Raw genomic sequence first — 26,437 nt, 5'->3', positions numbered from 1 at the left:
CGCGCCGCCGGGGCGCACCTGTCAATCACGGACGTAGATAATTTCCGGGCCGTCCTCGTCATCCTCGAAGTCATCGAAGTCGTCGTCGCCGACATCATCGACACTTTTCAGACCGGAGCGGCGTAGCGCACGCCTATCATCCAGTGCCTGCAGGCGAGCCCGCGCCTCATCCTCGATGCGCCGATCCAGAGCGGCCAGCGCCTCGGCGTACTCGGGCTCCTCGGCGATGCGCAGAGTGCGCTCGTCGAGATAGCGCATGATGTCCTGGCTGAGCGCCTCCGTTCCTTCACGCTCCAGAGCGGAGATCACGTACACCGGACCCTCCCATCCAAGCCGCTCGACCACGTCGCGCATGCGCTCTTCGCGCTCGTCCTCGAGCAACTGGTCAGCCTTGTTCAGCACCAGCCAGCGATCGCGGCCGGCCAGCGCCGGGCTGAACTTCTCCAGCTCGCTGATGATGACTTCCGCGGCGTCGGCCGGATCGCTGCCATCCGGCGGCACCATATCCACAAGGTGCAGCAGCAGACGGGTACGCGCCAGATGCTTGAGGAAGCGAATGCCAAGACCAGCCCCCTCGGATGCACCCTCGATCAACCCCGGGATATCGGCGACGACGAAGCTCTTGTAGCGCCCGACACTGACCACGCCCAGGTTCGGCACCAAGGTGGTGAACGGATAGTCGGCCACCTTTGGCTTGGCGGCAGAGACCGCGCGAATGAAAGTACTCTTGCCGGCATTGGGCAATCCGAGCAGGCCGACATCGGCCAGCACCTTCAATTCCAGCTTGAGATCGCGCGCTTCGCCCGGCTTGCCCGGCGTCGTCTGCCGCGGCGCCCGATTGGTACTGGACTTGAAGCGGGTGTTGCCTAGGCCGTGCCAGCCACCCTGAGCCACCATCAGGCGCTGTCCAGGCTTGGTCAGGTCGCCGATGACCTCCTGGGTGCCGGCGTCAACCACCGTGGTGCCGACCGGCACCGGCAGGATCAGGTCATCGCCCTTGGCACCGGTACAGTCGGTGCTGCCGCCCTTCTCGCCATTCTTGGCCGCGAAGCGACGGGTGTAGCGGTAGTCGACCAGGGTGTTGAGATTCTCGTCAGCCACCAGGTACACGGAGCCGCCGTCACCGCCATCGCCGCCGTTGGGGCCACCCTTTTCGATGAACTTCTCGCGGCGAAAGCTCATCATGCCATTACCGCCGTCACCGGCCTTTACAAAAATCGATACTTCATCGACGAATTTCATGGAACGCCTCCCGCCCTGGGGCGGGCTGAGTCAAACGAGGAACATAGGATACAGAAACAAAAAAGCCCCGTCGCATGACAGGGCTTTCCCAGCAACGTCGCGATTAGGCCGCGACGACGCTCACGTAGCGACGACCGAAGGCGCCTTTCACTTCGAACTTGACCACGCCGTCGGTTTTCGCGAACAGGGTGTGATCCTTGCCCATGCCAACGCCGTAACCGGCATGGAACTGGGTGCCGCGCTGACGCACGATGATGTTGCCGGCCTTGATGACCTGGCCGCCGTACAGTTTCACGCCAAGGCGTTTACTTTCTGAGTCGCGACCGTTGCGGGTAGAACCGCCAGCTTTTTTGTGTGCCATGAGTCATATCCTCCTAAAAGGGATCAGGCCTGAATGCCAGTGATCTTGATTTCGGTGAACCACTGACGGTGGCCCTGACGCTTCATGTGGTGCTTACGACGGCGGAACTTGATGATGCGCACTTTGTCGTGACGGCCTTGGGAGACCACTTCAGCGACGACTTTGGCGCCATCGACCACCGGAGCGCCGATCTTCACGTCGTCGCCATTGCCGATCAGCAGAACGCGATCGAAAGTCACGGATTCGCCAGTGGCGACTTCCAGCTTCTCGATCTTGAGGAATTCACCTTCGGCAACCTTGTATTGCTTGCCACCGGTAACGATTACTGCGTACATGGAATATCTCCGTTGATCCTGCTCACCCAGCGCTTTATAGGAAGAGGTGTTGGCTGGCATGGCTGCTCGGGGCCGGAAGGGACGCCCGTGCAATTGCGTAAGGCAGGTAGATGCCCAGGGAAGTTCAGGGTGCGCGATTGTACGCAAGCCACAGCAGCGACGCAAGCACCGCAGAGCCTTGCCTTGACAGCCCCTACCCCTCCCCCTAGCATGCCGCGCAACCTACGAGGAGCGCTTTCCGCCGATGCAACCCCAGGCCTTCTACCGCGTGGTGGCGGACGACTTTTCCGCCGTCGACGCCATCATTCGCCAGCAGCTGGTTTCCCGCGTCCCACTGGTGGAAAAGATCGGCGACTATATCATTTCCGCCGGCGGCAAACGCCTGCGCCCGTTGCTGGTGCTGCTGTGCGGCAAGGCCCTGGGGCGCCACGACGACGATCTGCGCCTGCTGGCCGCCACCATCGAGTTCCTGCACACCGCCACCCTGCTGCATGACGATGTGGTCGACATGTCCGACATGCGTCGCGGCCGCTCCACCGCCAACGCCCAGTGGGGCAACGCGCCCAGCGTGCTGGTTGGCGACTTCCTCTATTCGCGCTCGTTCGAAATGATGGTGCAGCTCGGTTCCATGGATGTGATGCGCATCCTTTCCAAAGCCACCCGCGTGATCGCCGAAGGCGAGGTGTTGCAACTTTCCAAGGTACGCGACGCCAGCACCACGGAAGAAACCTACATGGAAGTCATTCGCGGCAAGACCGCCATGCTCTTCGAGGCCTCCACCCACAGCGCCGCCGCCCTGGCCGGCGCCAACCAGGAACAGAGCGAGGCACTGTGTCGCTTCGGCGACCACCTGGGCATTGCCTTCCAACTGGTCGACGATCTGCTCGACTACCGCGGCGACAGCGACACCCTGGGCAAGAACGTCGGCGACGACCTCGCCGAGGGCAAGCCCACCCTGCCGCTGATCTACTGCATGCGCGAAGGCACTGAGCAGCAGGCGGCTCTGGTTCGCCAGGCCATTCAGAAAGGCGGCCTCGAAGATCTCGAACGCATTCGCGAGGCGGTGGAGAGCAGCGGCGCCCTGAACTACACCGCCCAGCTCGCCCGCGACTACGCCGAGCGAGCGATCGCCTGCCTGGAAGTCCTGCCAGCCAGCGAATACCGCGACGCCCTGGTGGAGCTGAGCCACTTTGCTGTAGCCCGCACGCACTGAGTGACCTGCGCTTTCCGACAGGAAGCGCAATTGGCACTTGCTATTAAGATAATAAGAATTATTCTCATCTCTTGATTAATTCAAGGAGATGAGCCATGACCTATCTGATCGATGCTTGGCTGGACCGCCCGCACCCCTATCTGCGCATTCTCAACCGAGAGACCGGCGAGGTGTGCGCGCTGCTGGAGCAGGAGGCGCTCGAAGAACTCCGCGAACAGGGCGAACTGGATCTGGGAGAGCTGAGTTCCAGCGAACCGCCGGTTCTGAAGGAGCTGGTACGCACCCTCTTTCTCTACTGCTACGCCAGAGCCTTGCGCTGAGGCAGCACCCACATCGCGCCAAGGCAATGCGGGTGCCCGGAAATGCTTAGAGCACGTCCAACAGTTCGACGTCGAACACCAGCACGCTGTGCGGCGGAATGCTGCCGACGCCCTGGGCGCCGTAGGCCAGCTCGCTCGGCACGTGCAGACGCCATTTGCTGCCGGCGTTCATCAGCTGCAGGGCCTCGGTCCAGCCGGCGATCACGCCACCGACCGGGAACTCGGCTGGCTGGCCGCGCTGATAGGAGCTGTCAAATACGCTGCCGTTGATCAGCGTGCCATGGTAATGGGTACGAACGTGGTCTTCACGGCTTGGGCGCGGGCCCTCACCAGCCACCAGCACCTCGTACTGCAGGCCCGACGGCAGCACCGTCACACCTTCGCGCTTGGCGTTCTCGGCGAGGTAGGCCCGGCCTTCCCCCGCGGCTGCCTCGGCCTTGGCCTGGGCTTCGGCCTGCATGCGCTCGCGAATGACCTTGAAGCTGGCCGACAGCGCTGCCTGGTCGACGCGGCTGGACTGACTGTTGAAGGCGTCGCTCAGACCGGCCAGCACCGCATCCAGACTCACGCCCGGCGGCGGGTTGTCGCGCAACTGGTCGCCCAACTGGCGACCGATGCCGTAGCTGACCCGCGCTTCGTCGGTGGAAAGATTGAGTTCGGACATGGGACTGCTCCGCTGAGGGCTGAAAGGCCGGCCAGACTAGCACAGCACACCGGCCAGCCCCAGGCCGTACACCTCATTCGTGCTTGGTCAGCTTGTCCAGGTAGCCCATGGCGAAGGCCGAGCCGACGAAGGTCATGTGGATGATCACGTACCACATGAGATGGCCGGTGTCGTAGCTCTTGGCGTCCATGAACACCTTGAGCAGGTGGATGGACGAGATGGCCACGATGGAAGCCGCCACCTTCATCTTCAGCGAGCCGGAATCCATCTTGCCCAGCCAGCTCAGCTTCTCGGTGCCGTCCTTGATGTCCAGCTGCGAGACGAAGTTCTCGTAGCCTGAGAGCATCACCATTACCAGCAGGCCGCCGACCAGGGACATGTCGACCAGCGACAACAGCACCAGGATCAGCTCGGTTTCGGCCATGGACAGCACGTTGGGCAGGATGTGCAGGACCTCCTGGAAGAACTTGATGGCCAGCGCCAGCAGGGCCAGGGAAAGCCCGAAATAGATAGGAGCCAACAGCCAGCGGGAGGCATACATGAAGTTTTCGATAAAGCGTTCCATGGGTTCTCACACAGCCAAGAGAAGTGGCGCCGAGTATACCTAGCCGCCCACGACTGACAACGCCCCGCTCCCTGCCAGCCCGCCGGATGCGCATGACAGTTTCGCTGCTTTGTGGATAACTTCTCGGCACCGCCAAGCGCGCCGATGTCGCAGAGGCCGGCAGAGCACCGACAGGAAGGTGGCCTCAGGTTTCCGGACGGAACAGGTAGTCGCCGAGATGACGACAGCGCTCGCCGTTCAGCCGACGCAATTCGGCTTGCAGATGGAGGCGCCAGATCATCGGCTCCTCACACTCCACATAGCCCTGGGCGGAGAGGTTCTCGACAATCGCGGCGAGCACGGCCTCGGCTACGAAAGGCCCATGGAATGGGCCTTGCGCCTTGATGGCGGAAGGCTGGGCACCGGACATGCCGGCGGCGCACAGTAAGGTCCACAGTCCCCGCTCACCCGCGAGCGGGCGAATCACGCACTCGATGCGTGTCACCAAGCCCAGGCATTGGCGGGTAAGACAGAGGCTGCGCGACATGGCGGCGATCCTCGCAAGGTCCTGGCCTCAGCCTACACCTCGGCGGGTCGCCGGGCAAAGGCCCGGTTATCCACGCAAGCTGTGGATAACTCTGTGCATGACCTTGGGGAAACCCGTCCAGGGCTAATGGCGTGGCGGGCTGGGCCGATCAGTTTAATGACTGACCAGCCACCTGGCGAACGACCACCCTACTCATCGTCCTTCTTGCCCTTGCCTTCCTTGTCTTCTTCCACCATGCCCATCTCCGAAATCTCCCGCAGCCGCTCGACCACCCGGCCATTGATGCTGCCCTCAGGGAAGCGTCCCTGGGCGTCCGGGGTGCCGGCCGACTGGCCGACCAGCAAGCTGAGCGCCTCGTCCACCTGGCGCACCGCGTAGACATGGAACTGGCCGTCGCGCACCGCCTCCAGCACGCGCGAGTCGAGCATCAGGTTGGTGACGTTGGCATAGGGAATGATCACCCCCTGCTCGCCGTTCAGCCCGCGCGCCTCGCAGAGACGGAAGAAGCCTTCGATCTTCTCGTTGACCCCACCGACCGCCTGCACTTCGCCGAACTGGTTGATCGAGCCGGTGATGGCGAAGCATTGCTTGAGCGGCGTGCGCGACAGTGCCGAGATCAGCGTGCAGACCTCGCCGAGGGAAGCGCTGTCGCCGTCGACATAGCCGTAGGACTGCTCCAGGGCGATGCTGGCGGAGATTTCCAGAGGGAATTCCTGGGCATAGCGACTGCCCAGGTAGCCGGTGAGGATCATCACGCCCTTGGAGTGGATCGGCTGGCCGAGATTGACCTCACGCTCGATGTCGACGATGCCGCTGCCCCCCGGATAGACGGTGGCGGAAATGCGCGCCGGCACACCGAACGCCGAGTCGCCCACTTCCAGCACGGTAAGGCCGTTGCACTTGCCGATGGCGGCGCCGTCGGTATCGATGAGGATGATGCCGGCCAGCATGTCGTCGAGGATGCGCGCCGAGACCCGCCCGGTGCGGGTGGCCTTGGCCTTCAGAGCGCGCTCGATATGGCCGACGTCGGTGACGCTGTCGCTGGCCAGACTGCGGATGAAGTCAGCCTCGCTGACCAGTTGGAACAGATCGCCGATGCGCGCGGACAACCGTCCCTGGTGCTCGGCCAGGCGCGCGCTGTAGGTCGCCAGGCGGGCGACCGCGGCGGAGGTCAGCGGCGCCATGCCCTCCTCCGAGGTGCGGGTCTTGAGCAACTGGGCGAACTGTTCGAGGCTGTCCTCGGCCAGCGGGATTTCCTCGTCGAAATCCACCAGCACGCGGAACAGCTCCTGGAAGTCCGGGTCCAGCTCCTGCAGCGTGTAATAGAGCTGGCGTGAGCCGATGATCACCAACTTGATCTGCAGCGGAATGGTCTGCGGCGTCAGGGTCACCGTGGCCAGGCGCCCCAGCTCCGCCAATGGTGACTCCATCTTCAGCTTGCGCGAGTGCAGGGCGCGCTTGAGCGCATCCCAGACGAAGGGCTCGCCGAGCAGCTTTTCCGCCTCCAGCACCAGCAGGCCGCCATTGGCGCGATGCAGCGCGCCCGGGCGCAGTTGCCGGTAGCTGGTATAGAGCGCGCCCTGGTCGGTGTTGTATTCGATGCGACCGAATAGGTTGTCGTAGGTCGGATGGGATTCGAACACCACCGGCGCACCGCCATCGACATGATGACCGACCACCAGGCTCGGGCTGTATTGTTCCTCCAGCATCTCGCGGCGCTGCGCGTCGGGCTTGTCGTCGATCAACTGGTCGACCACGGTCTTCAGCAGGTTGACCTGCACCGCCTGCAGATAGGCACAAACGCCGGCATTCTCCGCATAGGCTTCCGATAGCGGTGCCAGTAGCGGCTGCAGCGCCAGGGTGATGGTTTCCTCATTGAGCTGGCGCAACTGGTTGCTCGACTCGCGCTTCCATTGCGGCAGGCTGGCCAGCTCCTCGTTCAGGCGCTCCTCCAGCGCGGCGATATCGCTGTGGAAGCGCTCGCGCTCGGCTTCCGGCAACTGGGCGAACTCGGCTTCGTCGAGCGCCTTGCCCTCTTTCATCGGGGTGAAGGCAATGTTGCTGCTGTCGCGATACAGCGCCACTTCCTTCTCCAGCGCCAGGCGCTCGATCACATCCAATGCCTTGTCATAACGCTGATTGAAGGCACGGTCGATGGCGTTCTTTTTCTGCTGGTAGGTCGGATGCTCGAATACCGCCGGAAAAGTCGCCAGCAGGTTGTCGATCAACTGGTTGATGTCGCTGATGAACGCCGCCGCGGTGCCGGCCGGCAACTCCAGGGCGCGCGGTTCGCGCGGTTCGTCGAAGTGATTGACGTAGACCCAGTCGGCCGGCGTAGCCTGGCGCTTGGCCTCGGCCTTTAGATAGCGCTGCACGAAGGAGAAGCGGCCGGTACCCGGCTCGCCCATGACATAGACGTTGTAACCGGGGCGCGGCATGGCCACGCCGAACTGCAGCGCTTCCACCGCACGCTCCTGGCCGAGCACGCCGCGGAAGGGCTCCAGGTCATCGGTGGTGGTGAAGTCGAACTGGGTGGAATCGAAGGGACGGGTCAGGGCTTCGGGTGCCAGGCGCAGGCCGGCAACATCGAGATCGGGCATCGGGAGTCCTTGCATCGGGTGGCCGACTGGCCACTGGGTCTTGCCCGGCATTCTGGCGCCGCACGACGATCACTGGCAAGGCGACAAACGCTGCGCCCGTGCAAAGCCGCACAATCAGGCGGCACCGCTCTGCTGCCGTGCACAAGACAGGCAATGCTCGGCCATCGGCAGTACCCGCAGGCGATCGTCGCTGATCGGCTCGCCGCAGAGCGCGCAAGCCCCGTAGCTGCCGGCGGCCAGCCGCAGCCTGGCCAGGCCGACCAGCCGCAGCCCGGCCTGCGCCTCTGCCAGCAAGGCCTCGAGAACCTCGTCGTTCTGCCGCTGCGCGGCCTGCTCGGCGAAATCGGGGGAGTGGCTGCGCGCCAGGTCCTGGCTGATGGCGCTGGCCCTGGCGGCATAGTCGGCGGCCAGGGCATCGAGAGCGGCACGGGGATCGAAAGCAGGCATGACTGAACTCCCAGCAATGGACTCCCGCAGTGTGCGCCGCGCGCGGTCGAAGGTACTGACGCACATCAACGCGCCTTATGCTTCGCCCAGCGCCTTCCAGTCCAGACCGAAGCGCGCCAGGTACTTGCGCAGGCGGTCGGCGTCGTTGGCCTTGCTCTTGCTCTGGCGCGACACGGCAAACAGCTGCCGGCCGGCCTCGGACAGGCTCGGCGCCTGCCGGCAGACCTCCAGCACCGCGCGCAGTTGCAGGCGGTCGAACAGGTCCAGTTCGCTCAGCGCCTGCTCGCCGAGCAGCGCCAGCAACTCGGCGTCGCCCCGCTCGCTCCCCTGCCAGGCACGGCGCAGACGGCCGATCTCCTCCTCCACCAGGGCCTCGTCGATGCGGCCGCTGTCGGCCAGGGTGGCCATGCGCGTGATGGAGGCGGACAGCTCGCGGAAGTTGCCGCTCCAGGCCGCCTCCGCCGAGCTGGCGAAGGCCAGGTAGCGGCGCCGCGCCTCGACGTTGAAGCGCACCTGGCGGCCCAGCTCGCGGGCGTGGCGCTCCAGCTCGAAGTCGATGTTCGGCTCGATGTCTTCGCGGCGCCCGGCCAGCCCCGGCAGCTCGAAAGTCCAGAGGTTGATGCGGGCGAACAGGTCCTCGCGGAACAACCCCTCGGCGACGCGGCCGCGAAGGTCGCGGTGGGTACCGGCGATCAGCAGGAAGTCGCTCTCCACCTCGCGGTCGCCGCCCAGTGGGAAGAAGCGTTTCTCCTCGATGGCCTTGAGCAGCATGGCCTGCTCGTCCAGGCCCAGTTCGCCGATCTCGTCGAGGAATAGCATGCCGCCGTCGGCCGCCCGCAACAGGCCCTCGCGGGCATTCTGCGCACCGGTGAAGGCGCCCTTGATGTGGCCGAACAGCGCGGACATGGCGCCGTCGCCACGCAAGGTCGCGCAATTGACCTCGACGAAACGCCCTTGCACCTGGTGCCGAGCCCGCTTCAGCTCGTAGATGCGCCGCGCCAGGAACGACTTGCCGGCACCGGTGGGACCGACCAGCAGCATCGGCGCCTTGGAGCGCACCGCGACCCGCTCGATCTGCTCGATGGAGCGGTTGAACGCCTCATTGCGTGTAGCGATGCCGGACTTGAGGAACGCCAGGGTCTGCTGTTGCTCGCGCAGGAAGCGCGAGGCGATGCGGTCGTAGCGCGACAGGTCGAGGTCGATCAGCGCATGGGTGCCACAGGCCTGTCGTTCGAGGTCCGTGCGCCGGGCCGGCGAGGTCTGCACCAGGCGCGCCGGCAGGTAGCGCGCCTCGGTGAGCAGGAACCAGCATATCTGCGCGACGTGGGTACCGGTGGTGATGTGCACCAGGTAGTCCTCGCGCTCGGTATCGAAGGCATAGCCGGCGGCGAAGTCGTGCAGCGCACCGTAGACTTCCTCGAAATCCCAAGGGTTGCGCAGCGTCATTTCATGCAGGCGCACTTCAGTTTCTGGCGAAATCTGCGCGATGTCCTCACGCAGGCGCTCGGCCAGCCGCAGGTCGCGGGCGTCGGCGCCATGGATCAGCTCCAGGCGGTCGATCAGCAGGTCCGGCTGCTGACACAGGCCGACGCTCGGCCGCCATTTGCTCCAGCGATTGGCGCCCTTGCCCACATGGTCGAGAGTGGTGCCGATAAAGCCGATAGCGACGGTCTTGCGCCCACCGCTCATTGCTTGACCACCGTTTCCAGCAGCGGCGAGTCGAACATCGCCACCGGCGAGATCACCGTCTCCTCCAGTGGCACCTCGTCGCCGTAGCGTTCGCGCAGCTTGGCCCGCACCGCCGGGGCGCTCAGGTCGAAGTCGCGGATCTGCTGCAAGCCGCCGATCTCGATGCCGAGGGCACGCTGGTAGAGCTTCCAGACCAGCTCGGAGCAATACAGGCGCTGGTCCGACCACTCGAAGGTCAGGTCATAGCGCCGACCGAGCAGCGGTTCGGCCTCGGCATGCAGCCGGCGCAGCGCCGCGGCGTCGAGCAGCCGCGGCGCTTCGCGCAGGCGCTTGACCACGTAGTGCCCGCCCTCCCCCCTGGCGATCCACTGCGCCAGCGGCGTGAAGCGCACCGTGGCGCTGGCCTCGAATACCTGCGGCTGGCCATTGCGATACAGCACCACGCCCATGTGGCTGTAAGGCGAGCGGGTGACCTGCTGCACCGCCTGGCTCTGGGCGGAGCGGGAGGTGTGGAAAATCAGGTCGCCTTCCTGCACCTGCGGCGCGGCGAAGGCAGTAGCACTCAGCAGGTAGAGCGCGAGCGACAGCGTACGAAATGACATCGGGTCGATCCTTGAGAGACATCCAAACGCCAGCATGCTATCTGAAAAGATAAACACGTATCCATTTGAATATGAAAACTGCCAAACATATCTTGAAGAGCCTTGTGGAGAATTTCCCAATAAAAAATTTAATCCTTTAAAAACAGTTAGTTAGAAAAATACAAAACAGAATTTAAAAAGCTGGCACAGCTCATGCTCTATCCATGGCATACACGGACCAACAGAGCGAGATGCCAAGATGGCCAACACCACCCTGTTCAACAGCCAAGCGGCAAAGCTGCCGGCCAGCGATGCGCTGAACCAGCACAACGCTCCGGCCTACGCCTACTCGCCCAAGCACAAGCTGGCGCAGTTGGTGATGACCGGTTGCCTGAACCAGACCTTTTACGCCAACGCCGAAAGCCAGCTGGCCGAGGTGCTGGAGCTGGTGGCCCAGCTGGACGCCGCCTACGTGGCCAAGGCAGCGCTCTATGCCCGGCAGAAAGGCCATATGAAGGACATGCCGGCTCTGCTCACGGTGGCCCTGGCCGCACAGCGCTCCTCGCTGCTGCCGGCGCTGTTCGAGCAGGTGGTGGATAACGGCAAGATGCTGCGCAACTTCGTGCAGATCCTGCGCAGCGGCGTGACCGGTCGTAAGTCGCTGGGTTCGCAGCCCAAGCGCCTGGTGCAGAACTGGCTGAACGCCGCCAGCGAGCGGCAACTGCTACAAGCGGCCGTGGGCAACCAGCCGTCGCTGGCCGATGTGGTGAAGATGGTTCACCCCAAGCCGAGCGAAGCCTGGCGCGAAGCCTTCTTCGCCTGGCTGATCGGCAAGCCGGTGGACGCCGAGGCCCTGCCACCGCTGACCCGCGACCTGCTGGCATTCCGCAGCGGTGCGAGCAGCGAGCTGCCGGACGTGCACTTCCAATTGCTCGGCAACGAGAGCCTGAGCGACCGGCAATGGGCGCAACTGGCGGAACGCATGAGCTGGCAAGCACTGCGCATGAACCTGAACACCTTGGCGCGCAACGGCGTGTTCAAGCTCCAGGGTCGGGCGCGGATGGTCGCCAAGCGCTTGGCCGATCCGGCCGCTGTGGCCAAGGCGCGGGTGTACCCGTACCAGTTGCTGGTCGCCTACAAGATGGCCGGCGAGGACGTGCCGGTGGAGGTTCGCGAGGCGCTGCAGGATGCCCTGGAGCTGTCGCTGCACAACGTGCCGGAGCTGGCAGGTAGTGTGGTGGTCTGCCCGGACGTGTCCGGCTCGATGCACAGCCCGGTCACCGGCTATCGGCAAGGGGCGACCACGGCGGTGCGCTGCATCGACGTGGCGGGCCTGGTAGCGGCGGCGGTACTGCGCAAGCAGCCGCGAGCACGGGTGCTGCCGTTCGAGAACAAGGTGGTGGATGTGCGTCTGAACCCACGCGATAGCGTGATGAGCAACGCACAGGAGCTGGCCTCCATCGGCGGCGGTGGCACCAGTTGCTCGGCACCGCTGGCCAAGCTGGCGGACGAGCGGGCCAAGGTGGATACGTTGATCCTGGTTTCCGATAACGAATCCTGGATCGACGCGCGGCGCCGCGGGGCGACCGAGACCATGCTGCAGTGGGAGCGGATCAAGCGATCCAACCCCCAGGCCAAGCTGGTCTGCATCGACCTGCAGCCCTACGGCACCACCCAGGCGCAGGAGCGCGAGGACATCCTCAACGTCGGCGGTTTCGGCGATGCGGTGTTCGACGTCATCGCCCAGTTCGCCAGCGGCCAGTACGGCGCCCGGCGCTGGGTCGAGGCGATCGAGGCCATGGAACTATAACCATGCGCTCCGTCCGGGAGGGACGGAGCGCCAGATTTGAAAATTCGCGTGCTGCCGAATGCCGCCGGGACTACATCCAAAGACGTCTCGGTAACTCTTGTCGGCAGCGCACGAAGGCACGAATGCCAGTGGCTGTACATACGGTCTGAGCCGGTTCGATTCCGGCCCGCGGCAACGCGGATCAGTCACTTCTCTTGTCGTGCCACAGGGTTCTGTACGAAAAGTCGCCGAGCGAAGGTCAGGCAAGGCAAAAACAGGCGAAGAAGCGGAGTTTACGGCTGTAAATGAGCATTCTGAGCCTGTTTTTAACGCAGCATCACCGAGCGCAGGCACTTTTCGTACAGAACCCAGGGTTTTGCGACGAATACTGGTGGAACTACATCCTTCTAAGATCGTGGTTGCGGGTTCGAATCCCGTCGGCTCCGTCACTGTGGAGCCGTAGCTCAATGGTTAGAGCACGCGTTTCACCACCCCTTGTCGTCGCATCTTTTTTCCCGCTCCGGCGGGCGGCAGCGAATGCCGCAGGTATTACATCTGGTCGCGGGTTCGAGTCCCGCCCCGGCAACGGGTAGCTCAGTGGTAGAGCAGATAACTATCGATGCCTGTTCTTTTGTCGCTGCCAACTTCATCGGGCGACCGATGAGCGAGATTGCCCCGGCGAATGCCGGTGGAACTACAGGATGCTGAGGTTGCGGGTTCGACTCCCGCCAGCTCCCCGGAGCTGAAGCTGAAGCGGATAGAGCGCAGCACTGTTCCGCCACTATCGTCGCCGGTTTGAAGCGATTGCTGAATCGCAATGGAGTACGGAATGAAAAGCGGAAAAATGCGGCGCCAGGAAATCCTCACACGGCGCCGCCAGCGCGCAGAGCGTGCCGAGAAAGTTGCCCAGGTGCAGGCGATGCCGGTGTGGTTCCAGCCCACCGCCCCGATCGTGGTGAACCTCGCCAACCTGGCGCCTTACAACAGCTACGGCGCGCCGGAGTTCGTCAAGCGCGGTTGGTACGAGGACCAGCGCTTCCGCTGCCAGGACTGCGGAGCGGACCAGGTCTGGACCGCCGCCCAGCAACAGTGGTGGTACGAGATCGCCAAGGGCTACGTGTACAGCACCGCCATCCGCTGCCGCCCCTGCCGTCAGGCCCGGCGCAGCGCGAAACAATCGATGAACGGCCAGCGAGCTGGCCAGGCCGCCGAATCGGCGTAGTAAAGGACAACGAGATGAAAGAACACAACTACCAACTGCTGGAAGTCGCCAACGGTAAGCCGATCAAGCTCTGGACCCAGGGTGTGCCGGTGGAGGAAGACGCCAAGCAGCAACTGATGAACACCGCGAAGATGCCGTTCATCTTCAAGCATCTGGCCGTGATGCCGGACGTGCACCTGGGTAAGGGCTCGACCATCGGCAGCGTGATCCCCACCGTCGGCGCCATCATCCCAGCCGCTGTGGGTGTGGATATCGGCTGCGGAATGATCGCCGCACGCACTTCGCTGACGGCCTCCGACCTGCCGGATAACCTGCACGGCCTGCGCAGCGCCATCGAGCGTGCCGTACCGCACGGACGAACCTCCGGACGCGGCGCACGCGACCAAGGTGCCTGGGAGGACGTGCCGAATGCCGCCGACCAGGCCTGGAAGGCCCTGGCCGGCCGCTTCAAGGCGATCACCGACAAGTACCCGCGCCTGGAGAAGACCAACAACCGAAAACACCTAGGAACCCTGGGAACCGGTAACCACTTCATCGAAGTCTGCCTGGACGAGGCCAACCGCGTCTGGTTCATGCTGCACAGCGGGTCGCGCGGTGTGGGTAACGCCATCGGCAGCCACTTCATCGAACTGGCCCAGGCCGATATGCGCCAGCACATCGCCAACCTGCCGGACCGTGACCTGGCCTACTTCGAAGAAGGCAGCCAGCACTTCGACGACTACGTGGAAGCGGTGGGCTGGGCCCAGGACTTCGCCAAGCAGAACCGCGCGCTGATGATGCACGCAGTGATCGAAGCGGCGCGCAAGGTCATCGCCAAGCCGTTCGAAGCCAACCTGGAGGCGGTGAACTGCCACCACAACTATGTGCAAAAGGAGCAGCACTTCGGCCAGGAAGTCCTGGTGACCCGCAAGGGCGCGGTCTCCGCGCAGAAGGGCCAGCTCGGCATCATCCCCGGCTCCATGGGCGCCAAGAGCTTCATCGTGCGCGGCCTGGGTAACGAGGAGGCGTTCTGCTCCTGCAGCCACGGCGCCGGCCGCACCATGAGCCGGACCAAGGCGAAGAAGCAGTTCACCGTGGAAGACCAGATCCGCGCCACCGCCCACGTCGAGTGCCGAAAAGACGCCAACGTGATCGACGAAATCCCGATGGCCTACAAGGACATCGACCAAGTGATGGAAGCCCAGCGCGAGCTGGTGGAAGTGGTGCATACCCTGCGACAAGTTGTGTGTGTGAAGGGATAGAAATGCTGAAGGAAATCGAGCAGACGCGCAGCGATTCGCTGCGCGACCGGATGGATGACGCAGGCTGCGTATTTCAGTTCGTCGTTATGCAAGTCGAGCCCGGCGTTGTGGTCGACGAAGCCGTGCATCGTCAGGCGCTGCGAGGACTGCATCAGCGCTTGATGGTGGAAGCCCTGGACTGGCATCGCCAACTGATCCAGAACCCACAGTATGCGGATCGGCCGGAGCCGGAGATCGACTGGGCGCAAGACAAGGCCATCGCCCATGAGGCATGTGCCGCGGATCTGCTCTCAGACGATTCATCGTTCTATAAAGCGTTTCTCCGGCCGCCGTATGGCACAAGGTTCAAGGGCGGCGAGCAGGAGGCTCAGGCCGTATTCCAGGAATGGGTCAACCTACTCGGACTGGTGGAGGCCGATCAGCCGGATGTCATCGACTGGGTCTCGAACCTCACCATGGACTACGAGAATGGCGACGAGCCCTGGAGCAACTACTTCGACTATGGATTGGAATGGTGGGGCGTATGGTGCCTGACAATCTGGAATCCACGACGCCGAACCATGGGCGCATTGATCGCCAGCACCACAGATTGAACAAGGATTGAGAAATGGATATGCAAGACCGCCACCCCCTCTCGCCCGAGATGCGCGAGCGGGTGCTGGAAGAACTGGCGCGAGTCGAGCGCGAGCGCAACGTGACCGTGCTCTACGCCTGCGAGTCGGGCAGCCGCGCCTGGGGCTTCGCCTCGCCGGACAGCGACTACGACGTGCGCTTCGTCTATGTCGAGCGCCCGGACTATTACCTGCAAGTACGCGAGCCGCGCGACGTAATCGAGCGGCCACTGGACGACGAGCTGGACGTGAGCGGCTGGGAGCTGCGCAAGGCCCTGCGCCTGCTGCGCAACTCCAACCCGGCACTGCTGGAATGGCTGGACTCGCCACTGGTGTATCGCTGCGAACCGCAGGCCACCAGCCGGCTGCGTGAGCTGGCCGAAGGCTTCTATTCGCCCCGCGCGGCGCGCCACCACTATTTCTCGATGGCGAAGAAGAACTTCCGCGGCTACCTGCAAGGCGACGAGGTGCGCTACAAGAAGTACCTCTACGTGCTGCGCCCATTGCTGGCGGTGCGCTGGATCGACCAGGGTCGCGGCCGGCCGCCGATGCCGTTCGAGGACCTGCTGACGACCCTGGACGACCCGTTGCTGCTGGCCGCGATAGAGGAATTGCTGGCGCTCAAGCGCCAGACCGGGGAGGCCGAATACGGGCCGCGCTGGCCGCTGCTGCACGCGTTCATAGAAGAGCAGCTCGCCCGCGCCGAGCCGCCGACGCCGTTGCCGCGTGGGCAGGGAGATGAGCCGGCGCTGGAGGCGTTCATGCGGGAGGCCGTTTCGGCATATGCCGAGTGCGGGAATGGAAAGGATCAATGAAGACGAAAGGCCCGGCACAGACGCCAGCGAAATGCCGGCTGGCAGTGAAGTTCGCACGGCATGCCCCCGTCGCGGTGATACTGCGACGGGGGCCAACCAACTGGGTGCAAATGATCAGGTGGGACCTGAAAACCAACAGCTTTGCTGCAGGCCAGTGGTTCCGAGGACGAATCTATGAAGATGAGAGCGACCTGTCGGAAGACGGCGAACTCTTCCTGTATCTCGCGCGCAAGGAGTATCGCTGGCAGTGGAACGACGGTTGTGGCGGATCCTGGACGGCGATCAGCCGTCCGCCCAATTTCACCGCCCTCAATCTTTGGCCCCATCCCGGCTACTGCGGGGGCGGGATATTCAGCGCCCGACGCGATGTGCTGCTGAATATCGCGTTTCCCAAACTGCTACATGAGGGCACGCCAGGTGTTACAGCGAAAAGCAGTGGGCGCGATTCATGCTCGCTGCAAATCCTCCTCCGTAGCGGCTGGGAACTACTCGACCGTCGAGCAGATGAGCTCAAAGAGTATTACTGGCGGACAGAGACGCGGCTGAGGAAGCAAACCTCGAATGGCATCGCCGTGACCTGGCAAACCCTGGAAGACAAGAGCGCCATGTTCCGCAACGCGTTCACGGTGACCAACATTCATGGCGAGCACACCCTCGGAACCGCGGACTTTGTCGACTTCGATCAGGGAGGCAGGCTGATTCAGGGAAAGAACGGCCGGCTGCTGGTATGCAGCGATTCGAATGCCCAAGCACTCGACTGGCAGGAACTCGCGGACTTTTCCCAGTCCCGCCCCGCAGAGCTGGCGCCACCGGCCTGGGCCAGAGAATGGCCGCCTTGACCAATACCTGCGTGCTCGCCCCCGGTTGCGGTCCGGCTGCGCTGTAGGGGCGAATTTATTCGCCTGACCAAGCTCCGCCTGGGCGAATGAATTCGCCCCTACGACAACCCCGCAAAGATCGAAGAGGCGACTACTGCACGCGCCACCCAAGCAAGAACAATGAAAGGAAACGCATGAACAAGAATGTACTGGACCTGGACGGCGCCATCGGCGGCGGCCAGGTCCTGCGTAGCGCGCTGAGCCTGTCGATGATCAGCGGACGCCCGTTTCGCATCGTCAATATTCGCGCCCAGCGCAGCCGGCCCGGCTTGTTGCGCCAGCACCTGACTGCGGTGCGGGCCGCCGCCGAGGTGTGCGGGGCCGAGTTGGCCGGCGCCGAGCTGGGCTCGCAGACGTTGAGCTTCCGGCCGGGCGCGATCCGCGGCGGCGACTACCGCTTCGCCATCGGCAGCGCTGGCAGTTGCACCCTGGTGTTGCAGACCGTGTTGCCCGCGCTGCTGCGCGCACCGGCGGCGAGCCGGGTGTCGATCAGCGGCGGCACCCACAACCCGGCCGCGCCGCCGGCGGACTTCATCGAGCGCAGCTGGCTGCCGTTGTTGCGGCGTATGGGCGCAGAGGTGGACTTCCGCCTGCTGCGCCATGGCTTCGCGCCGGCAGGCGGCGGCGAACTGGAGTGCACGGTGAGCCCGGCTGCGCTGCGCCCGCTGCTCCTGGAGCAGCGCGGCGAGCAGCGAGAGCAGCATGCCTTCGCACTGATCAGCGACATTCCGGGCCATGTGGCCGAGCGCGAACTGGAACGGGTCGCCAAGCGGCTGAAGTGGCCACGGGACTGCCTGCATTTTCGCGGGCTGGACCGCGGGTTCGGGCCGGGCAACGCGTTGCTGCTGGAGGTCGTCTGCGAGCAGGTGACCGAGCTGTTCAGTGCCTTCGGCCAAGCCAACCTGCGTGCCGAGCGGGTCGCGGATATTGCCATCGAGGAAGCCCGCGCCTGGCTGCAGAGCGAGGCAGCGGTGGGCGAACATCTGGCCGACCAGTTGCTGCTGCCGATGGCCCTGGCCGGCGGCGGCGCGTTCACGACCCACCGGCTGAGCGATCATTTGCGCAGCAATATCCAGGTGATCGAACGCTTCCTGCCGGTGACGTACCATTGCGAACCGCTCGCCAACAGCCTGCGAGTGACCTGTCGCCCCAGAACCACGCACAAGGACTAGCATCCATGACTCTCCGTACGCTGACTCGCACCGGATTCGTCGGCCTCCTGGTACTCGCCTGCCTGCCGATAGCACCCGCCGTGGCCGAGGTTCGCATCGAAACACGCGAAGGCGAAGGCCGCCTGCTGGTCAAGAGCCCTTACGATGACGACCTGATCCGCGTGTCGTCCGTGGGGACGCGGGATATCGAGCGCCTGGTCGAACAGGTCCGCTCCCAGGCCGAGACGATAAAGGCGCTGGAACGAGCACTGCAGGAAACTCAGCGCTCGGTCCGGGACCTCGAACGCAGCCTGGCGGATGTAAAGGGCAAGCTGCGCTGACTGCGCCTCCGTGCCGCCTTTGATTTCATTGGGGCCCTTGCTAAGGTGACCCTTGATCCGTCCCGCTTGATGGCGGGGCCAGGCGAGAGCGAGAACGACCATGACCCATGTAACGGCCTGCATCGATGGTTCCCAATCCGCCGCGGCGGTATGCGATTACGCGGCCTGGGCAAGCCAACGCCTCGCCGCACCGCTGTGTCTGTTGCACGTGCTGGATCGCAACCAGTATCCGGCCAAGGGCGATCTGAGCGGCAACATCGGCCTCGGCAGCCGCGAGCACCTGCTCGCCCAGCTGGCGGCACTGGACGAACAGCGCGGCCGGCTGGCGCAGGAAGAGGGCCGGCTGATGCTCGAAGCCGCCAAGGAACGGGCCGCCGACTACGGCATCGCCAATCCGCAGTTGCGCCAGCGCCATGGCGACCTGGCCGACTGCCTGAGCGAGCTGGAGGGCGAAATCCGCCTGCTGGTGATCGGCCGCCAGGGGGAAGACAGCGATCGTGTCAGTCAGTTGATCGGCAGCCACCTGGAGAAGGTGATCCGCACCCTGCACCGGCCGATCCTGGTCACGCCCGGCAGCTTCATCGCACCGGAAAGCCTGATGCTTGCCTTCGACGGCAGCGCCACCACCCGCAAGGGTGTCGAGATGATCGCCGCCAGCTCGCTGTTCAGCGACATGCCGGTCCATCTGCTGATGGTGGGCGCCGATACCAGCGACGCGTGGGAGCAACTCGAGGGTGCGCGACGGGTGCTGGAGAACAAGGGCATCGAAACGCACTGCGCGATACGCTCCGGCGAGGTCGAACCGGTGCTGCACGACTACCAGGCCGAGCACGACATCGACCTGCTGGTGATGGGGGCCTACGGGCACTCGCGCATTCGCCAGTTCCTGGTGGGCAGCACCACCACCAGCATGCTTTGCACGACGCGCACGCCCCTGTTGCTGCTGCGCTGACCCAGGACTTTCTCTCGAAACCGCCACCGTTTATCGCCACCAGGCAACCGCAATGGCAGAACGCCATAAAGCTGACGTCCCAGCAGCTATGCTTAGGCTTGGCCGCCTTATGTGACGCCAGCACATGACCGTTTCCGAACTGCCCCTGCAATCACACGCCTTCGTAATCTGGCGCGAGGCCCAGGACATGCGCACGCGCACACGCCTGGGCGGGGTCTTCTACCTGATCGGCTGGCTGTTCGTCTGGCTGTTCAACGAACGGCCGAGCGAGCACCTGGCGCTGGGCCTGTGCGGCAGCGCGCTGTTCGCCGCGCTGCTGGCCCTGCGCCTGCTGCACGTACTGCCGGACCCGGAAACGCCGCAAGCGCTGCAACGCTGGATCGACCGGCACTGGCTGCTGGTCATGCTGACCGCGCTGGGCTGGGGGCTAGGGGCTGGCTGGGCGTTGCACAGCGGCGATGCCGACTCGCGCATGATCGCCATCATCAGCACCGTGGCCTTCAGCACCGCTCTCATCTACAACTTCCCGATGCGCCGTGGACGCACCCTGTTTTCCATCCTGCTGTTCTATCTGCCGGGCATGACGATGCTGGCGATGCAATGGCGTGGACAGTATGCAATCTTCGTCACCCTCGCCGTGTACATCGGCTACCTGGCGCTCGCCCTCAGTCGCAGCCACCGCGAGTATCGCGGCAACCTGCTGATGGAGCAGCAGTTGCTGGAGCAGCGCGAACGGTTCGAGCTGCTCAGCCGCACCGACAGCTTGACCCTGCTGGGCAACCGCTATCAGTTCAACCAACTGTTCAGCGTGATGGTGGCCAACGCCCAGCGGCGCGACAGCCCGCTGTCGCTGGTACTGATGGATCTCGACTTCTTCAAGAAAATCAACGACTGCCATGGCCACGCCATTGGCGACGCCTGCCTGCAAGCCTTCGCCGAGCGCATGCGGCAGACCTTCCGCCGCGACGGCGATGCGTTGCTGCGACTCGGCGGCGAGGAGTTCGGCGTGCTGATGCCGGATACCCCGCTGGAGCAGGCACGGCAGCTGGCCGAGCGCTTTCGCCGCGACCTGGCCGAACAGGGCGTGGAGCTGCTGGGCATGCAGTTGCCGCTGACCACCAGCATCGGCGTGGGCTGCTTCGACGGCAGGCGGGACCACAGCGCCGAGGAGTTCTTCAAGCGGGTGGACGATGCGCTCTATCGGGCCAAGGCCGAGGGCCGTGATCGCCTGGTGGCCGCGCAGGAAGCCTGAACCACCCCCACAAGCGAAAAGCCCTCCCGAGGGGAGGACTCTTCGCCAGCGCTAGCCTTACAGGCGGAACTTGCCCATCTGCTTGGCCAGGTCATCGGCCATGCGGCTGAGGGTCTGGCAGTCCTCGCGGCAACTGCGCACTTCATCGGCGGTGGCATGGGCCAGGTCGGCGATGCCCTGCACATTGCGGTTGATTTCCTCGGTGACCGAACTCTGCTCCTCGGTAGCGGTAGCCACTTGGTGGTTCATGTCGCTGATCTTCTCCACCTGTTCGGTGATGGCGCCGAGGGACCGCCCGGTGCGCTGGCTGGCCTCGACCCCGGTGCCGGTGGCGGCCTGACCGGCGTGCATCGAGCTGACCGCGGTTTCCGCGCCCTGCTTGAGGCGCTGGATCATCTGCTGGATTTCGTCGGTGGACGCCTGGGTGCGGCTGGCCAGGGTGCGCACTTCGTCAGCCACCACGGCGAAGCCGCGGCCCATCTCGCCAGCCCGTGCCGCTTCGATGGCGGCATTGAGGGCGAGCAGGTTGGTCTGCTCGGATATGCCACGGATCACCGCCAGCACCTGGTCGATGGACGCCACCTGCTCGGCCAGTTCGCCGACTGCCTCGGCAGCGCCGCCGATCTCACCGGACATCTTCTCGATATGGGCGATCGACTGGCCGACCACCTGGCGCGCCTGCACCGCCTCGTCACGGGCATTCTGCGACACCTCGGCGGCGCTGCCGGCGTTGCGGGCGATTTCCTGCACCGTCAGCCCCATCTCGTGCACGGCGGTGGCAACCATGTCGGTCATTTCCTGTTGCTGGCCCGCGCGACCGGCAGTGTTCTCCACCACCTGGGCGACTTCGCCGACCGCGGTGCGCAACCGCTCGCTGGTAGCCAGCACGTCGCCGATCAGCGACCGCAGGCTTTCCAGGAAGCGATTGAAGCCTCGGGCCAGGTCGCCCAGCTCGTCGCCCCGGGACTCATCCAGGCGCCGGGTCAGGTCGCCGCCGCCACCACCGATTTCCACCAGCGCCGCGGTGACCTGGCGGATCGGTCGCACCAGGCCGCGAGCCAGCAGCACCACCAGGCCGAGGAACAACAGCGCCACACCGATGCCGATCAGGCTGGTCATCCACAGTGCCTGGCGCGCCTCGGCGTAGATTTCCGCCTCCGGCACCTCGCTCACCAGCAACCAGTCGAGAGCCTGCAAGGGCTGGGCGATGGCCAGGTAGGCCGCGCCGTCACGCTCGAAGTGCACCGCACCGCCAGACTTGCCGAGCAGCTTGGCGGCGGCGTCGGCGCCGACTAGTTGGGCCAGGTCGCGGTTGTCATTGAACTCGGATTGCGGGTGCACCTTGACCCGCCCGTCGGCACTGACCAGATAGACCCGGCCTGCCTCGCCGAAACGGAAGTCGCGAATCATGTCGGACATCGCGGTGAGGCTGAAGCCCAGGCCAGCCACGCCGAGGGTCTTGCCGCCGGCGGCCACGCGCTGGTTGATGAACAGCGTTGGCTGGCGGGTGCTCTGGTCGATGTCGATATCCAGCGAGCGTTCCTTGCCGCTGTCGACGAAGCCGTAGAACCAGGCGTTGTCCGCAGGCCCGCGGCTGAGGGTGCGATTGAGTCCCTTGCCGGTGAAGTAGTTACCGCTGTCGAGGGCGACGACAAAGGTCACCAGGGCGTTCTGCTGGGCCTGCACACCCGCCAGGTAACGGGCGAAGGCATCGCGCTGGGCGGCATCCTCGCCGTTGACCAGCCAGTCGGTCACCAGGGTATTGCCGGCGATGCCACGGGCGGCGGTGAGCGGCTCGGCAAGCACCCGTTCGAGGTCGTTGCGAATGGCCAGGATGCTGGCCGGTAGCGCCTCTTCCACCAGATAGCGCTCAGCCAGGCGATTGACCACCGCCGAGTAGATGCCGACCACGATGAGAATGCTGGCCAGCAGGGCGGCGCCCATGCTGAGGATCAATTGCCACTGAATGCTGCGTTGCCAGAGGCGCATGCGGGGTCACCTATTTATTGTCATGGGAGCGAAGCAATTGGATACAGTATTGTGCACAAAAAACAAGAGCTCTATCGGTGTTGACCTTATCGTCAGTTTTTCGCCGGCCTTGAGCGCCCGTTCAAAAGCATAGCCAGTGGCAGACCAGTGGTCTGTTCGCAATCACGGTAGCTGCCGGATCGACTGAGATCGGAGCGGGCGGCCCCGGATGCACTGGCGCCTATCCGGCTATTGGCTAGGGGCGAATGAATTCGCCCCCACACGCATGGCCTTCCCGCAGGGGGCGTGCTCGCTCGCGAGGCGTGCTACATGGGCAACGGTTCGCCAGCAGGCTGGCGCCAGGGCGGCTCCAAGCGGAGCCGCCCTCTGCGAACAACTTATGCTTTGAATAGCGCTGCCTGCGCGTGCAGCTCCTTGGCCAGCTGTTCCAGCCGCAGGCTGGTCTCGGTCATGCGGGTCGCCGCCGCAGCGTTCTGCTTGGCCACGTCGCTGACGTTGTGAATGTTGCCGCTGATGCTTTCCGCCACCACATGTTGCTGCTCGGCGGCGGTGGCGATCTGCTCGTTCATCTGGGTGATGATGTGCACGGCGGCGGCGATGCGTTCCAGCGCCTCGCCGGCTTCGCCGGCGGTGGCGACGTTTTCCTGGGCGCGCTCATGGCTGTGGTTCATCACGCCGACCGCCTGCTTGGCGCCCTTCTGCAACTGCTCGATCATCGCCTGGATTTCGGCGGTGGATTGCTGGGTGCGCTGCGCCAGGGTACGCACCTCGTCGGCCACTACGGCGAAGCCGCGGCCCTGCTCGCCAGCGCGGGCCGCCTCGATGGCCGCGTTCAGTGCCAGCAGGTTGGTCTGCTCGGCAATCGAGCCGATCACCTCCAATACGCCACCGATGCGCAGGGAGTCCTCGTCGACCCGCCGGATCACCGCCACCGCCTGCTCGATCTCTGCCGCCAGCTCGACGGTGGCCTGGATGTCGGCGGTAACGATGCGCTGCCCGGCGGCGGTCGCCTGGTCGGCTTCCTGGGCGGCCTGCGCCGCACCCTGGGCGCTGCGCGCCACCTCCTCGATGGTGGCGGCCATTTCGGTGGCGGCGGTGGCCACCTGGTCGCTTTCCTGCTCCTGGCGCAGCGCGCCCTGCTGGGTCTGCACGGTCAGCGCGGCCAGCTCGTCGGTGGTGGCGTTCTGCGTCTGCGCCGCCTCGATCATCTTGCCGATCATGGCGCGGAACTTGTCGAGCATCTGGTTCATCGCCCGCGCCGCGTCGCCCAGTTCGTCCTGGCTCTCGGCGGGCAGGCGACGCGTCAGGTCGGCGTGCTGTTCGATCTGGCCGATAGTGCCGGCCAGCGCGACGATCGGCCGGGTGATCCAATTGCCCACCAGATAGCCCACCAGGCTGCCGGCCACCAAGATCAGCAGGCCGATCAGCAGGCCGTTGCGCAGCGATTCACGGGCCAGCTCGCCACTGGCGGCGAAGGCCTCGGCCTCGTCGATCTCGCTGAGCAGTGCCCAGCGCAGGCCGGGAATGTCCAGCGGTGTGAAGGCCGACAGCACCGGCACGTTGCGGTAGTCGGGGAAGATCAGGAAGCCGCTCTGGCCATCCAGCGCCGCGCGGCTGCCGGCACTGTCCACCGGTTGCAGGCCGATGGCGGTGCCCTTGGCTTCGATCCGCGTCAGCAGGTCCGCCGCCACGCCGGCCGCGCGCAGCGCTTGCAGGTAGCCGGCCTGATCCTCCAGCAGGAAGCGGCTCTGGCTGCGCATACGCTTGTCCTCGCCGACCAGGTAGGTCTCGCCGCTGGCACCGAGGCCGGATTCGCTCCAGTGTCCGTCATGGGTCATCACCGCGTTGATGCGATCGATCGGCATCTGGAAGATCAGTACGCCGAGCACCTGGCCGTCGCTGTGCACCGGGTAGGCGACGAAAGCCGCCGGGTCCTCGTAGGACGGCGTGTAGGGCGCGAAGTCGCTCAGCGGAACCCGCTCCGGGTCAGCGCCTTCCAGGGCCGCCCGGAAGACCTCGCCGAGCTTGCTCTGGGCGTACGGGCCGGTCTTCAGCGAGGTGGCGAAATCCAGTTCCTTGAACACGCTGTAGACGATGTCGCCACTCTGCGCCTCGACCAGAAAGATGTCGTAGTAACCGAAGCGCTTGAGGTAGTTGCGAAAGCGCGGGTGGTAGCGCTGGTGCAGTTCGCCGTAGCGACTGTCGTCGGCGGGATCGATGAGCGCATCCTTTTCCCCCAGCGGGTTGGGGTTGGCGGCGATGAATGTGTACTGCAAGGCCAGGGTATCGGCCGGCAACGTCTGCAGGTAGCCGGGCATGGGGTTGCCCTGCCCCGGGTTGCGCTCGGCATAGACGCGGCCGAATTCGCGCTCGTAGTAGCCGGCCAGGGCTTGCTTCTGTTGCGTCAGGTCGTCCCCCAGGCCGCGGTAGTCGCGGAACGCCTGGGCGAAGCCCTGCATGGCGTCCTGGGTCATGGTGCTGTCGGCGAGGGTGCGCACCTGGTTGCGAATGGTGGCGAAGTAGGCCTCGATCTGCTGCTTCTTGGTGTCGCGGATCACCGTCAACTGGTTGCGCGCGAGTTGCTCGATGGCGAGGTGCCCGGAGCGGTAGGATTGCCAGCCGGTCAGTGCGCCGGTCAACAGGCTGGGGATGATGGCCAGCAGGATGGCCACCGCAGCTAGCTTGCGCTTGATGCTCATGGAACTCTCCTCGCACCGCGGCTGAAGCGGCGCTCAAACGGCAGGAGTCCTTCCCGAGATGCCCGTTACGACAGGTTGAGTATAGACGCAACGACTGCGCGCCCCGGTCGACCGCTCACGGCGACAGGTTCTGCTCGTCGACCCGCCCGGGTACCGGCTCTTCCGGCAGCCAGCGACGGTGGATGCGGGCGAAGCTGCCATCGACCTTCATGTCGTCCAGCGCCTGCTGCCAACGCTGTACCACGCGGTCGGCGGTGCCCTGGGAAAAAACGATGTAGCTGCCGCTGCTCATGAAGGTGTGTACCCGTTCCACCTCGTCCATCGTGGCGCCGATCTCGGCCAGCAGGCTGGGCAGCAGTTGGTCCTCGTAGACCATCAGCGGCACCCGTCCGTAGAGCGTCATCCGCGCCATCTCGTGGGGCTTGGGCACCAGTTCCAGATTGGTAAAACCGAGACCACGCAGCACCTGGTGGGAGTACCACTCGCGCGGTACGGCGATGGCCGCCACCGCGCGCGCATCATCGAGGCTGGCAATCTGCAGGCCGGCACCGCGCCGGCTGTAGAAACTGGTGGAGCTGCGGCTGATGGGCCCGACCCATTTGAACAGCGCCTCCCGTTCCTGGGTGCGCACTGCCACGAACAGCGCGACGTTGACGCGGCTGCGGGCCAGTTTGTAGCCGCGGGCCCAGGGCACTACCTGGATTTTGCCGCTGTCGCCGGTGCGCCGCAGCAGCTCCTCGACGACCTCGGTCGCCATGCCATCCGGATGGCCGTCGCGGCTGAAGTTGATCGGTGGGTTTTCCTCGGTGTACAGCTCCAGCTCCACGGCGTGCGACTGGCCCGCGACAAGCCAGGATATGCTCAGCAACAAAGCCAGCCAGGCAGCCATGATTACCACCGTTCGAGTCGTTCTGCGGTTCCTGCAGTGTAGCCGGCTCGCTGGATGGCCCCGCA

Annotated in this window: 25 protein-coding genes; 12 read left to right on the top strand and 13 right to left on the bottom strand. The window is 64.7% G+C overall.

Translation table 11 applies throughout. The features are described 5' to 3' along the window. Positions 1-21: 21 nt before the first annotated feature. From cgtA to rplU, 3 genes are all read right to left on the bottom strand, one after another. On the bottom strand, positions 22-1,242 hold the full coding sequence (gene cgtA / locus ACWKV7_RS20275) for an Obg family GTPase CgtA (RefSeq protein ID WP_483859507.1): 1,221 nt from the start codon (positions 1,240-1,242) through the stop codon (positions 22-24). A 103-nt stretch (positions 1,243-1,345) separates the two neighbouring features. After that, positions 1,346-1,603: a 50S ribosomal protein L27 gene (gene rpmA / locus ACWKV7_RS20270; RefSeq protein WP_483859506.1), complete on the bottom strand. Its 258-nt coding sequence runs from the start codon at positions 1,601-1,603 to the stop codon at positions 1,346-1,348. 23 nt (positions 1,604-1,626) lie between these two features. Continuing rightward, positions 1,627-1,938, bottom strand: a complete 312-nt coding sequence (rplU, locus tag ACWKV7_RS20265; RefSeq protein WP_044410409.1) for a 50S ribosomal protein L21 — start codon at positions 1,936-1,938, stop codon at positions 1,627-1,629. A 244-nt stretch (positions 1,939-2,182) separates the two neighbouring features. Here rplU and ACWKV7_RS20260 point away from each other — a divergent pair, with 244 nt between their 5' ends. After that, positions 2,183-3,151, top strand: a complete 969-nt coding sequence (locus ACWKV7_RS20260) for a polyprenyl synthetase family protein (RefSeq protein ID WP_483859505.1) — start codon at positions 2,183-2,185, stop codon at positions 3,149-3,151. A 95-nt stretch (positions 3,152-3,246) separates the two neighbouring features. Then, a complete protein-coding gene (locus ACWKV7_RS20255; protein ID WP_483859504.1) occupies positions 3,247-3,471 on the top strand; it encodes a PA4570 family protein in 225 nt (74 codons plus the stop codon). A 46-nt stretch (positions 3,472-3,517) separates the two neighbouring features. On the opposite strand, the gene bamJ is transcribed toward ACWKV7_RS20255, so the two are convergent. The 7 genes from bamJ to ACWKV7_RS20220 all read right to left on the bottom strand — a co-directional run bounded on the left by bamJ (position 3,518) and on the right by ACWKV7_RS20220 (position 10,564). Further along, positions 3,518-4,135, bottom strand: a complete 618-nt coding sequence (gene bamJ, locus ACWKV7_RS20250) for a BamJ family beta-barrel-assembly machinery protein (RefSeq protein WP_483859503.1) — start codon at positions 4,133-4,135, stop codon at positions 3,518-3,520. A 73-nt stretch (positions 4,136-4,208) separates the two neighbouring features. Beyond that, the gene (locus ACWKV7_RS20245; protein ID WP_483859502.1) at positions 4,209-4,700 is read right to left on the bottom strand and encodes a TIGR00645 family protein; all 492 of its coding nucleotides are present in this window, start codon (positions 4,698-4,700) and stop codon (positions 4,209-4,211) included. A gap of 184 nt (positions 4,701-4,884) precedes the next feature. Beyond that, the gene (locus ACWKV7_RS20240; protein WP_483859501.1) at positions 4,885-5,226 is read right to left on the bottom strand and encodes a PA4575 family protein; all 342 of its coding nucleotides are present in this window, start codon (positions 5,224-5,226) and stop codon (positions 4,885-4,887) included. A gap of 188 nt (positions 5,227-5,414) precedes the next feature. Next, the gene (locus ACWKV7_RS20235) at positions 5,415-7,826 is read right to left on the bottom strand and encodes a Lon protease family protein (protein WP_483859500.1); all 2,412 of its coding nucleotides are present in this window, start codon (positions 7,824-7,826) and stop codon (positions 5,415-5,417) included. Positions 7,827-7,940: 114 nt separating this feature from the next. Continuing rightward, positions 7,941-8,273, bottom strand: coding sequence for a TraR/DksA family transcriptional regulator (locus tag ACWKV7_RS20230; protein WP_483859499.1), 333 nt, complete (start codon positions 8,271-8,273; stop codon positions 7,941-7,943). A 75-nt stretch (positions 8,274-8,348) separates the two neighbouring features. Continuing rightward, positions 8,349-9,962: an RNA repair transcriptional activator RtcR gene (gene rtcR, locus ACWKV7_RS20225; protein ID WP_483859498.1), complete on the bottom strand. Its 1,614-nt coding sequence runs from the start codon at positions 9,960-9,962 to the stop codon at positions 8,349-8,351. Beyond that, positions 9,959-10,564, bottom strand: coding sequence for a YiiX family permuted papain-like enzyme (locus tag ACWKV7_RS20220; protein WP_483859497.1), 606 nt, complete (start codon positions 10,562-10,564; stop codon positions 9,959-9,961). Before ACWKV7_RS20220 ends, rtcR begins: the two co-directional genes overlap by 4 nt. Positions 10,565-10,802: 238 nt before the next feature. On the opposite strand from ACWKV7_RS20220, the gene ACWKV7_RS20215 reads away from it, so the two are divergent. The 10 genes from ACWKV7_RS20215 (at position 10,803) to ACWKV7_RS20170 (ending at position 20,795) form a co-directional block, all read left to right on the top strand. Further along, positions 10,803-12,353 carry a TROVE domain-containing protein gene (locus tag ACWKV7_RS20215; RefSeq protein ID WP_483859496.1) on the top strand — a complete coding sequence of 517 codons (1,551 nt, stop codon included), beginning with the start codon at positions 10,803-10,805 and terminating at the stop codon, positions 12,351-12,353. Between the two features lie 808 nt (positions 12,354-13,161). Next, on the top strand, positions 13,162-13,554 hold the full coding sequence (locus ACWKV7_RS20210) for a zinc-ribbon domain-containing protein (RefSeq protein WP_483859495.1): 393 nt from the start codon (positions 13,162-13,164) through the stop codon (positions 13,552-13,554). Between the two features lie 14 nt (positions 13,555-13,568). Next, entirely contained in the window at positions 13,569-14,795 is a 1,227-nt protein-coding gene (locus ACWKV7_RS20205; protein ID WP_483859494.1) for an RtcB family protein, read from the top strand. Positions 14,796-14,797: 2 nt separating this feature from the next. Next, the gene (locus ACWKV7_RS20200) at positions 14,798-15,388 is read left to right on the top strand and encodes a hypothetical protein (RefSeq protein ID WP_483859493.1); all 591 of its coding nucleotides are present in this window, start codon (positions 14,798-14,800) and stop codon (positions 15,386-15,388) included. A 14-nt stretch (positions 15,389-15,402) separates the two neighbouring features. After that, a complete protein-coding gene (locus tag ACWKV7_RS20195) occupies positions 15,403-16,221 on the top strand; it encodes a nucleotidyltransferase domain-containing protein (protein WP_483859492.1) in 819 nt (272 codons plus the stop codon). Continuing rightward, positions 16,218-17,060 carry a hypothetical protein gene (locus ACWKV7_RS20190; RefSeq protein ID WP_483859491.1) on the top strand — a complete coding sequence of 281 codons (843 nt, stop codon included), beginning with the start codon at positions 16,218-16,220 and terminating at the stop codon, positions 17,058-17,060. The genes ACWKV7_RS20195 and ACWKV7_RS20190 overlap by 4 nt, the downstream gene beginning before the upstream one ends. 173 nt (positions 17,061-17,233) lie before the next feature. Next, the gene (gene rtcA / locus ACWKV7_RS20185; protein ID WP_483859490.1) at positions 17,234-18,271 is read left to right on the top strand and encodes an RNA 3'-terminal phosphate cyclase; all 1,038 of its coding nucleotides are present in this window, start codon (positions 17,234-17,236) and stop codon (positions 18,269-18,271) included. Between the two features lie 5 nt (positions 18,272-18,276). Continuing rightward, the gene (locus ACWKV7_RS20180; protein WP_483859489.1) at positions 18,277-18,591 is read left to right on the top strand and encodes a hypothetical protein; all 315 of its coding nucleotides are present in this window, start codon (positions 18,277-18,279) and stop codon (positions 18,589-18,591) included. 100 nt (positions 18,592-18,691) lie between these two features. Then, positions 18,692-19,543 carry a universal stress protein gene (locus ACWKV7_RS20175; protein WP_483859488.1) on the top strand — a complete coding sequence of 284 codons (852 nt, stop codon included), beginning with the start codon at positions 18,692-18,694 and terminating at the stop codon, positions 19,541-19,543. Between the two features lie 124 nt (positions 19,544-19,667). Next, on the top strand, positions 19,668-20,795 hold the full coding sequence (locus tag ACWKV7_RS20170; RefSeq protein WP_483859487.1) for a GGDEF domain-containing protein: 1,128 nt from the start codon (positions 19,668-19,670) through the stop codon (positions 20,793-20,795). 57 nt (positions 20,796-20,852) lie between these two features. Here the strand turns inward: ACWKV7_RS20170 and ACWKV7_RS23780 are convergent, their stop codons facing one another. The 3 genes from ACWKV7_RS23780 to ACWKV7_RS20145 all read right to left on the bottom strand — a co-directional run bounded on the left by ACWKV7_RS23780 (position 20,853) and on the right by ACWKV7_RS20145 (position 26,372). Beyond that, positions 20,853-22,784 (bottom strand): methyl-accepting chemotaxis protein, encoded by a 1,932-nt coding sequence (locus ACWKV7_RS23780; RefSeq protein WP_487249229.1) that lies wholly within the window; start codon positions 22,782-22,784, stop codon positions 20,853-20,855. Between the two features lie 377 nt (positions 22,785-23,161). Further along, positions 23,162-25,483 carry a methyl-accepting chemotaxis protein gene (locus tag ACWKV7_RS23775; protein WP_487249228.1) on the bottom strand — a complete coding sequence of 774 codons (2,322 nt, stop codon included), beginning with the start codon at positions 25,481-25,483 and terminating at the stop codon, positions 23,162-23,164. Between the two features lie 115 nt (positions 25,484-25,598). After that, positions 25,599-26,372 carry a substrate-binding periplasmic protein gene (locus ACWKV7_RS20145; RefSeq protein WP_483859486.1) on the bottom strand — a complete coding sequence of 258 codons (774 nt, stop codon included), beginning with the start codon at positions 26,370-26,372 and terminating at the stop codon, positions 25,599-25,601. Positions 26,373-26,437: the final 65 nt, after the last annotated feature.

This window comes from Zestomonas ipomoeae (genome assembly GCF_057128665.1).
The sequence above is the reverse complement of the archived record's forward strand: the minus strand, read 5'-3'. Positions and strand labels throughout refer to the sequence as shown.

What these genes read in the sequence shown, in the direction of transcription:
- ACWKV7_RS20190 (WP_483859491.1), top strand. Translation starts at nt 16,218, where the DNA reads ATGAAGACGAAAGGCCCGGCACAGACGCCAGCGAAATGCCGGCTGGCA.
- ACWKV7_RS20145 (WP_483859486.1), bottom strand. Translation starts at nt 26,372, where the DNA reads ATGGCTGCCTGGCTGGCTTTGTTGCTGAGCATATCCTGGCTTGTCGCG.
- ACWKV7_RS20230 (WP_483859499.1), bottom strand. Translation starts at nt 8,273, where the DNA reads ATGCCTGCTTTCGATCCCCGTGCCGCTCTCGATGCCCTGGCCGCCGAC.
- ACWKV7_RS20205 (WP_483859494.1), top strand. Translation starts at nt 13,569, where the DNA reads ATGAAAGAACACAACTACCAACTGCTGGAAGTCGCCAACGGTAAGCCG.
- rtcR (WP_483859498.1), bottom strand. Translation starts at nt 9,962, where the DNA reads ATGAGCGGTGGGCGCAAGACCGTCGCTATCGGCTTTATCGGCACCACT.
- ACWKV7_RS20235 (WP_483859500.1), bottom strand. Translation starts at nt 7,826, where the DNA reads ATGCCCGATCTCGATGTTGCCGGCCTGCGCCTGGCACCCGAAGCCCTG.
- bamJ (WP_483859503.1), bottom strand. Translation starts at nt 4,135, where the DNA reads ATGTCCGAACTCAATCTTTCCACCGACGAAGCGCGGGTCAGCTACGGC.
- ACWKV7_RS20220 (WP_483859497.1), bottom strand. Translation starts at nt 10,564, where the DNA reads ATGTCATTTCGTACGCTGTCGCTCGCGCTCTACCTGCTGAGTGCTACT.
- cgtA (WP_483859507.1), bottom strand. Translation starts at nt 1,242, where the DNA reads ATGAAATTCGTCGATGAAGTATCGATTTTTGTAAAGGCCGGTGACGGC.
- ACWKV7_RS20170 (WP_483859487.1), top strand. Translation starts at nt 19,668, where the DNA reads ATGACCGTTTCCGAACTGCCCCTGCAATCACACGCCTTCGTAATCTGG.
- rtcA (WP_483859490.1), top strand. Translation starts at nt 17,234, where the DNA reads ATGAACAAGAATGTACTGGACCTGGACGGCGCCATCGGCGGCGGCCAG.
- rplU (WP_044410409.1), bottom strand. Translation starts at nt 1,938, where the DNA reads ATGTACGCAGTAATCGTTACCGGTGGCAAGCAATACAAGGTTGCCGAA.
- ACWKV7_RS20245 (WP_483859502.1), bottom strand. Translation starts at nt 4,700, where the DNA reads ATGGAACGCTTTATCGAAAACTTCATGTATGCCTCCCGCTGGCTGTTG.
- ACWKV7_RS20195 (WP_483859492.1), top strand. Translation starts at nt 15,403, where the DNA reads ATGGATATGCAAGACCGCCACCCCCTCTCGCCCGAGATGCGCGAGCGG.
- ACWKV7_RS20210 (WP_483859495.1), top strand. Translation starts at nt 13,162, where the DNA reads ATGAAAAGCGGAAAAATGCGGCGCCAGGAAATCCTCACACGGCGCCGC.
- ACWKV7_RS20215 (WP_483859496.1), top strand. Translation starts at nt 10,803, where the DNA reads ATGGCCAACACCACCCTGTTCAACAGCCAAGCGGCAAAGCTGCCGGCC.
- ACWKV7_RS23780 (WP_487249229.1), bottom strand. Translation starts at nt 22,784, where the DNA reads ATGCGCCTCTGGCAACGCAGCATTCAGTGGCAATTGATCCTCAGCATG.
- ACWKV7_RS20240 (WP_483859501.1), bottom strand. Translation starts at nt 5,226, where the DNA reads ATGTCGCGCAGCCTCTGTCTTACCCGCCAATGCCTGGGCTTGGTGACA.
- ACWKV7_RS20200 (WP_483859493.1), top strand. Translation starts at nt 14,798, where the DNA reads ATGCTGAAGGAAATCGAGCAGACGCGCAGCGATTCGCTGCGCGACCGG.
- rpmA (WP_483859506.1), bottom strand. Translation starts at nt 1,603, where the DNA reads ATGGCACACAAAAAAGCTGGCGGTTCTACCCGCAACGGTCGCGACTCA.
- ACWKV7_RS23775 (WP_487249228.1), bottom strand. Translation starts at nt 25,483, where the DNA reads ATGAGCATCAAGCGCAAGCTAGCTGCGGTGGCCATCCTGCTGGCCATC.
- ACWKV7_RS20180 (WP_483859489.1), top strand. Translation starts at nt 18,277, where the DNA reads ATGACTCTCCGTACGCTGACTCGCACCGGATTCGTCGGCCTCCTGGTA.
- ACWKV7_RS20175 (WP_483859488.1), top strand. Translation starts at nt 18,692, where the DNA reads ATGACCCATGTAACGGCCTGCATCGATGGTTCCCAATCCGCCGCGGCG.
- ACWKV7_RS20255 (WP_483859504.1), top strand. Translation starts at nt 3,247, where the DNA reads ATGACCTATCTGATCGATGCTTGGCTGGACCGCCCGCACCCCTATCTG.
- ACWKV7_RS20260 (WP_483859505.1), top strand. Translation starts at nt 2,183, where the DNA reads ATGCAACCCCAGGCCTTCTACCGCGTGGTGGCGGACGACTTTTCCGCC.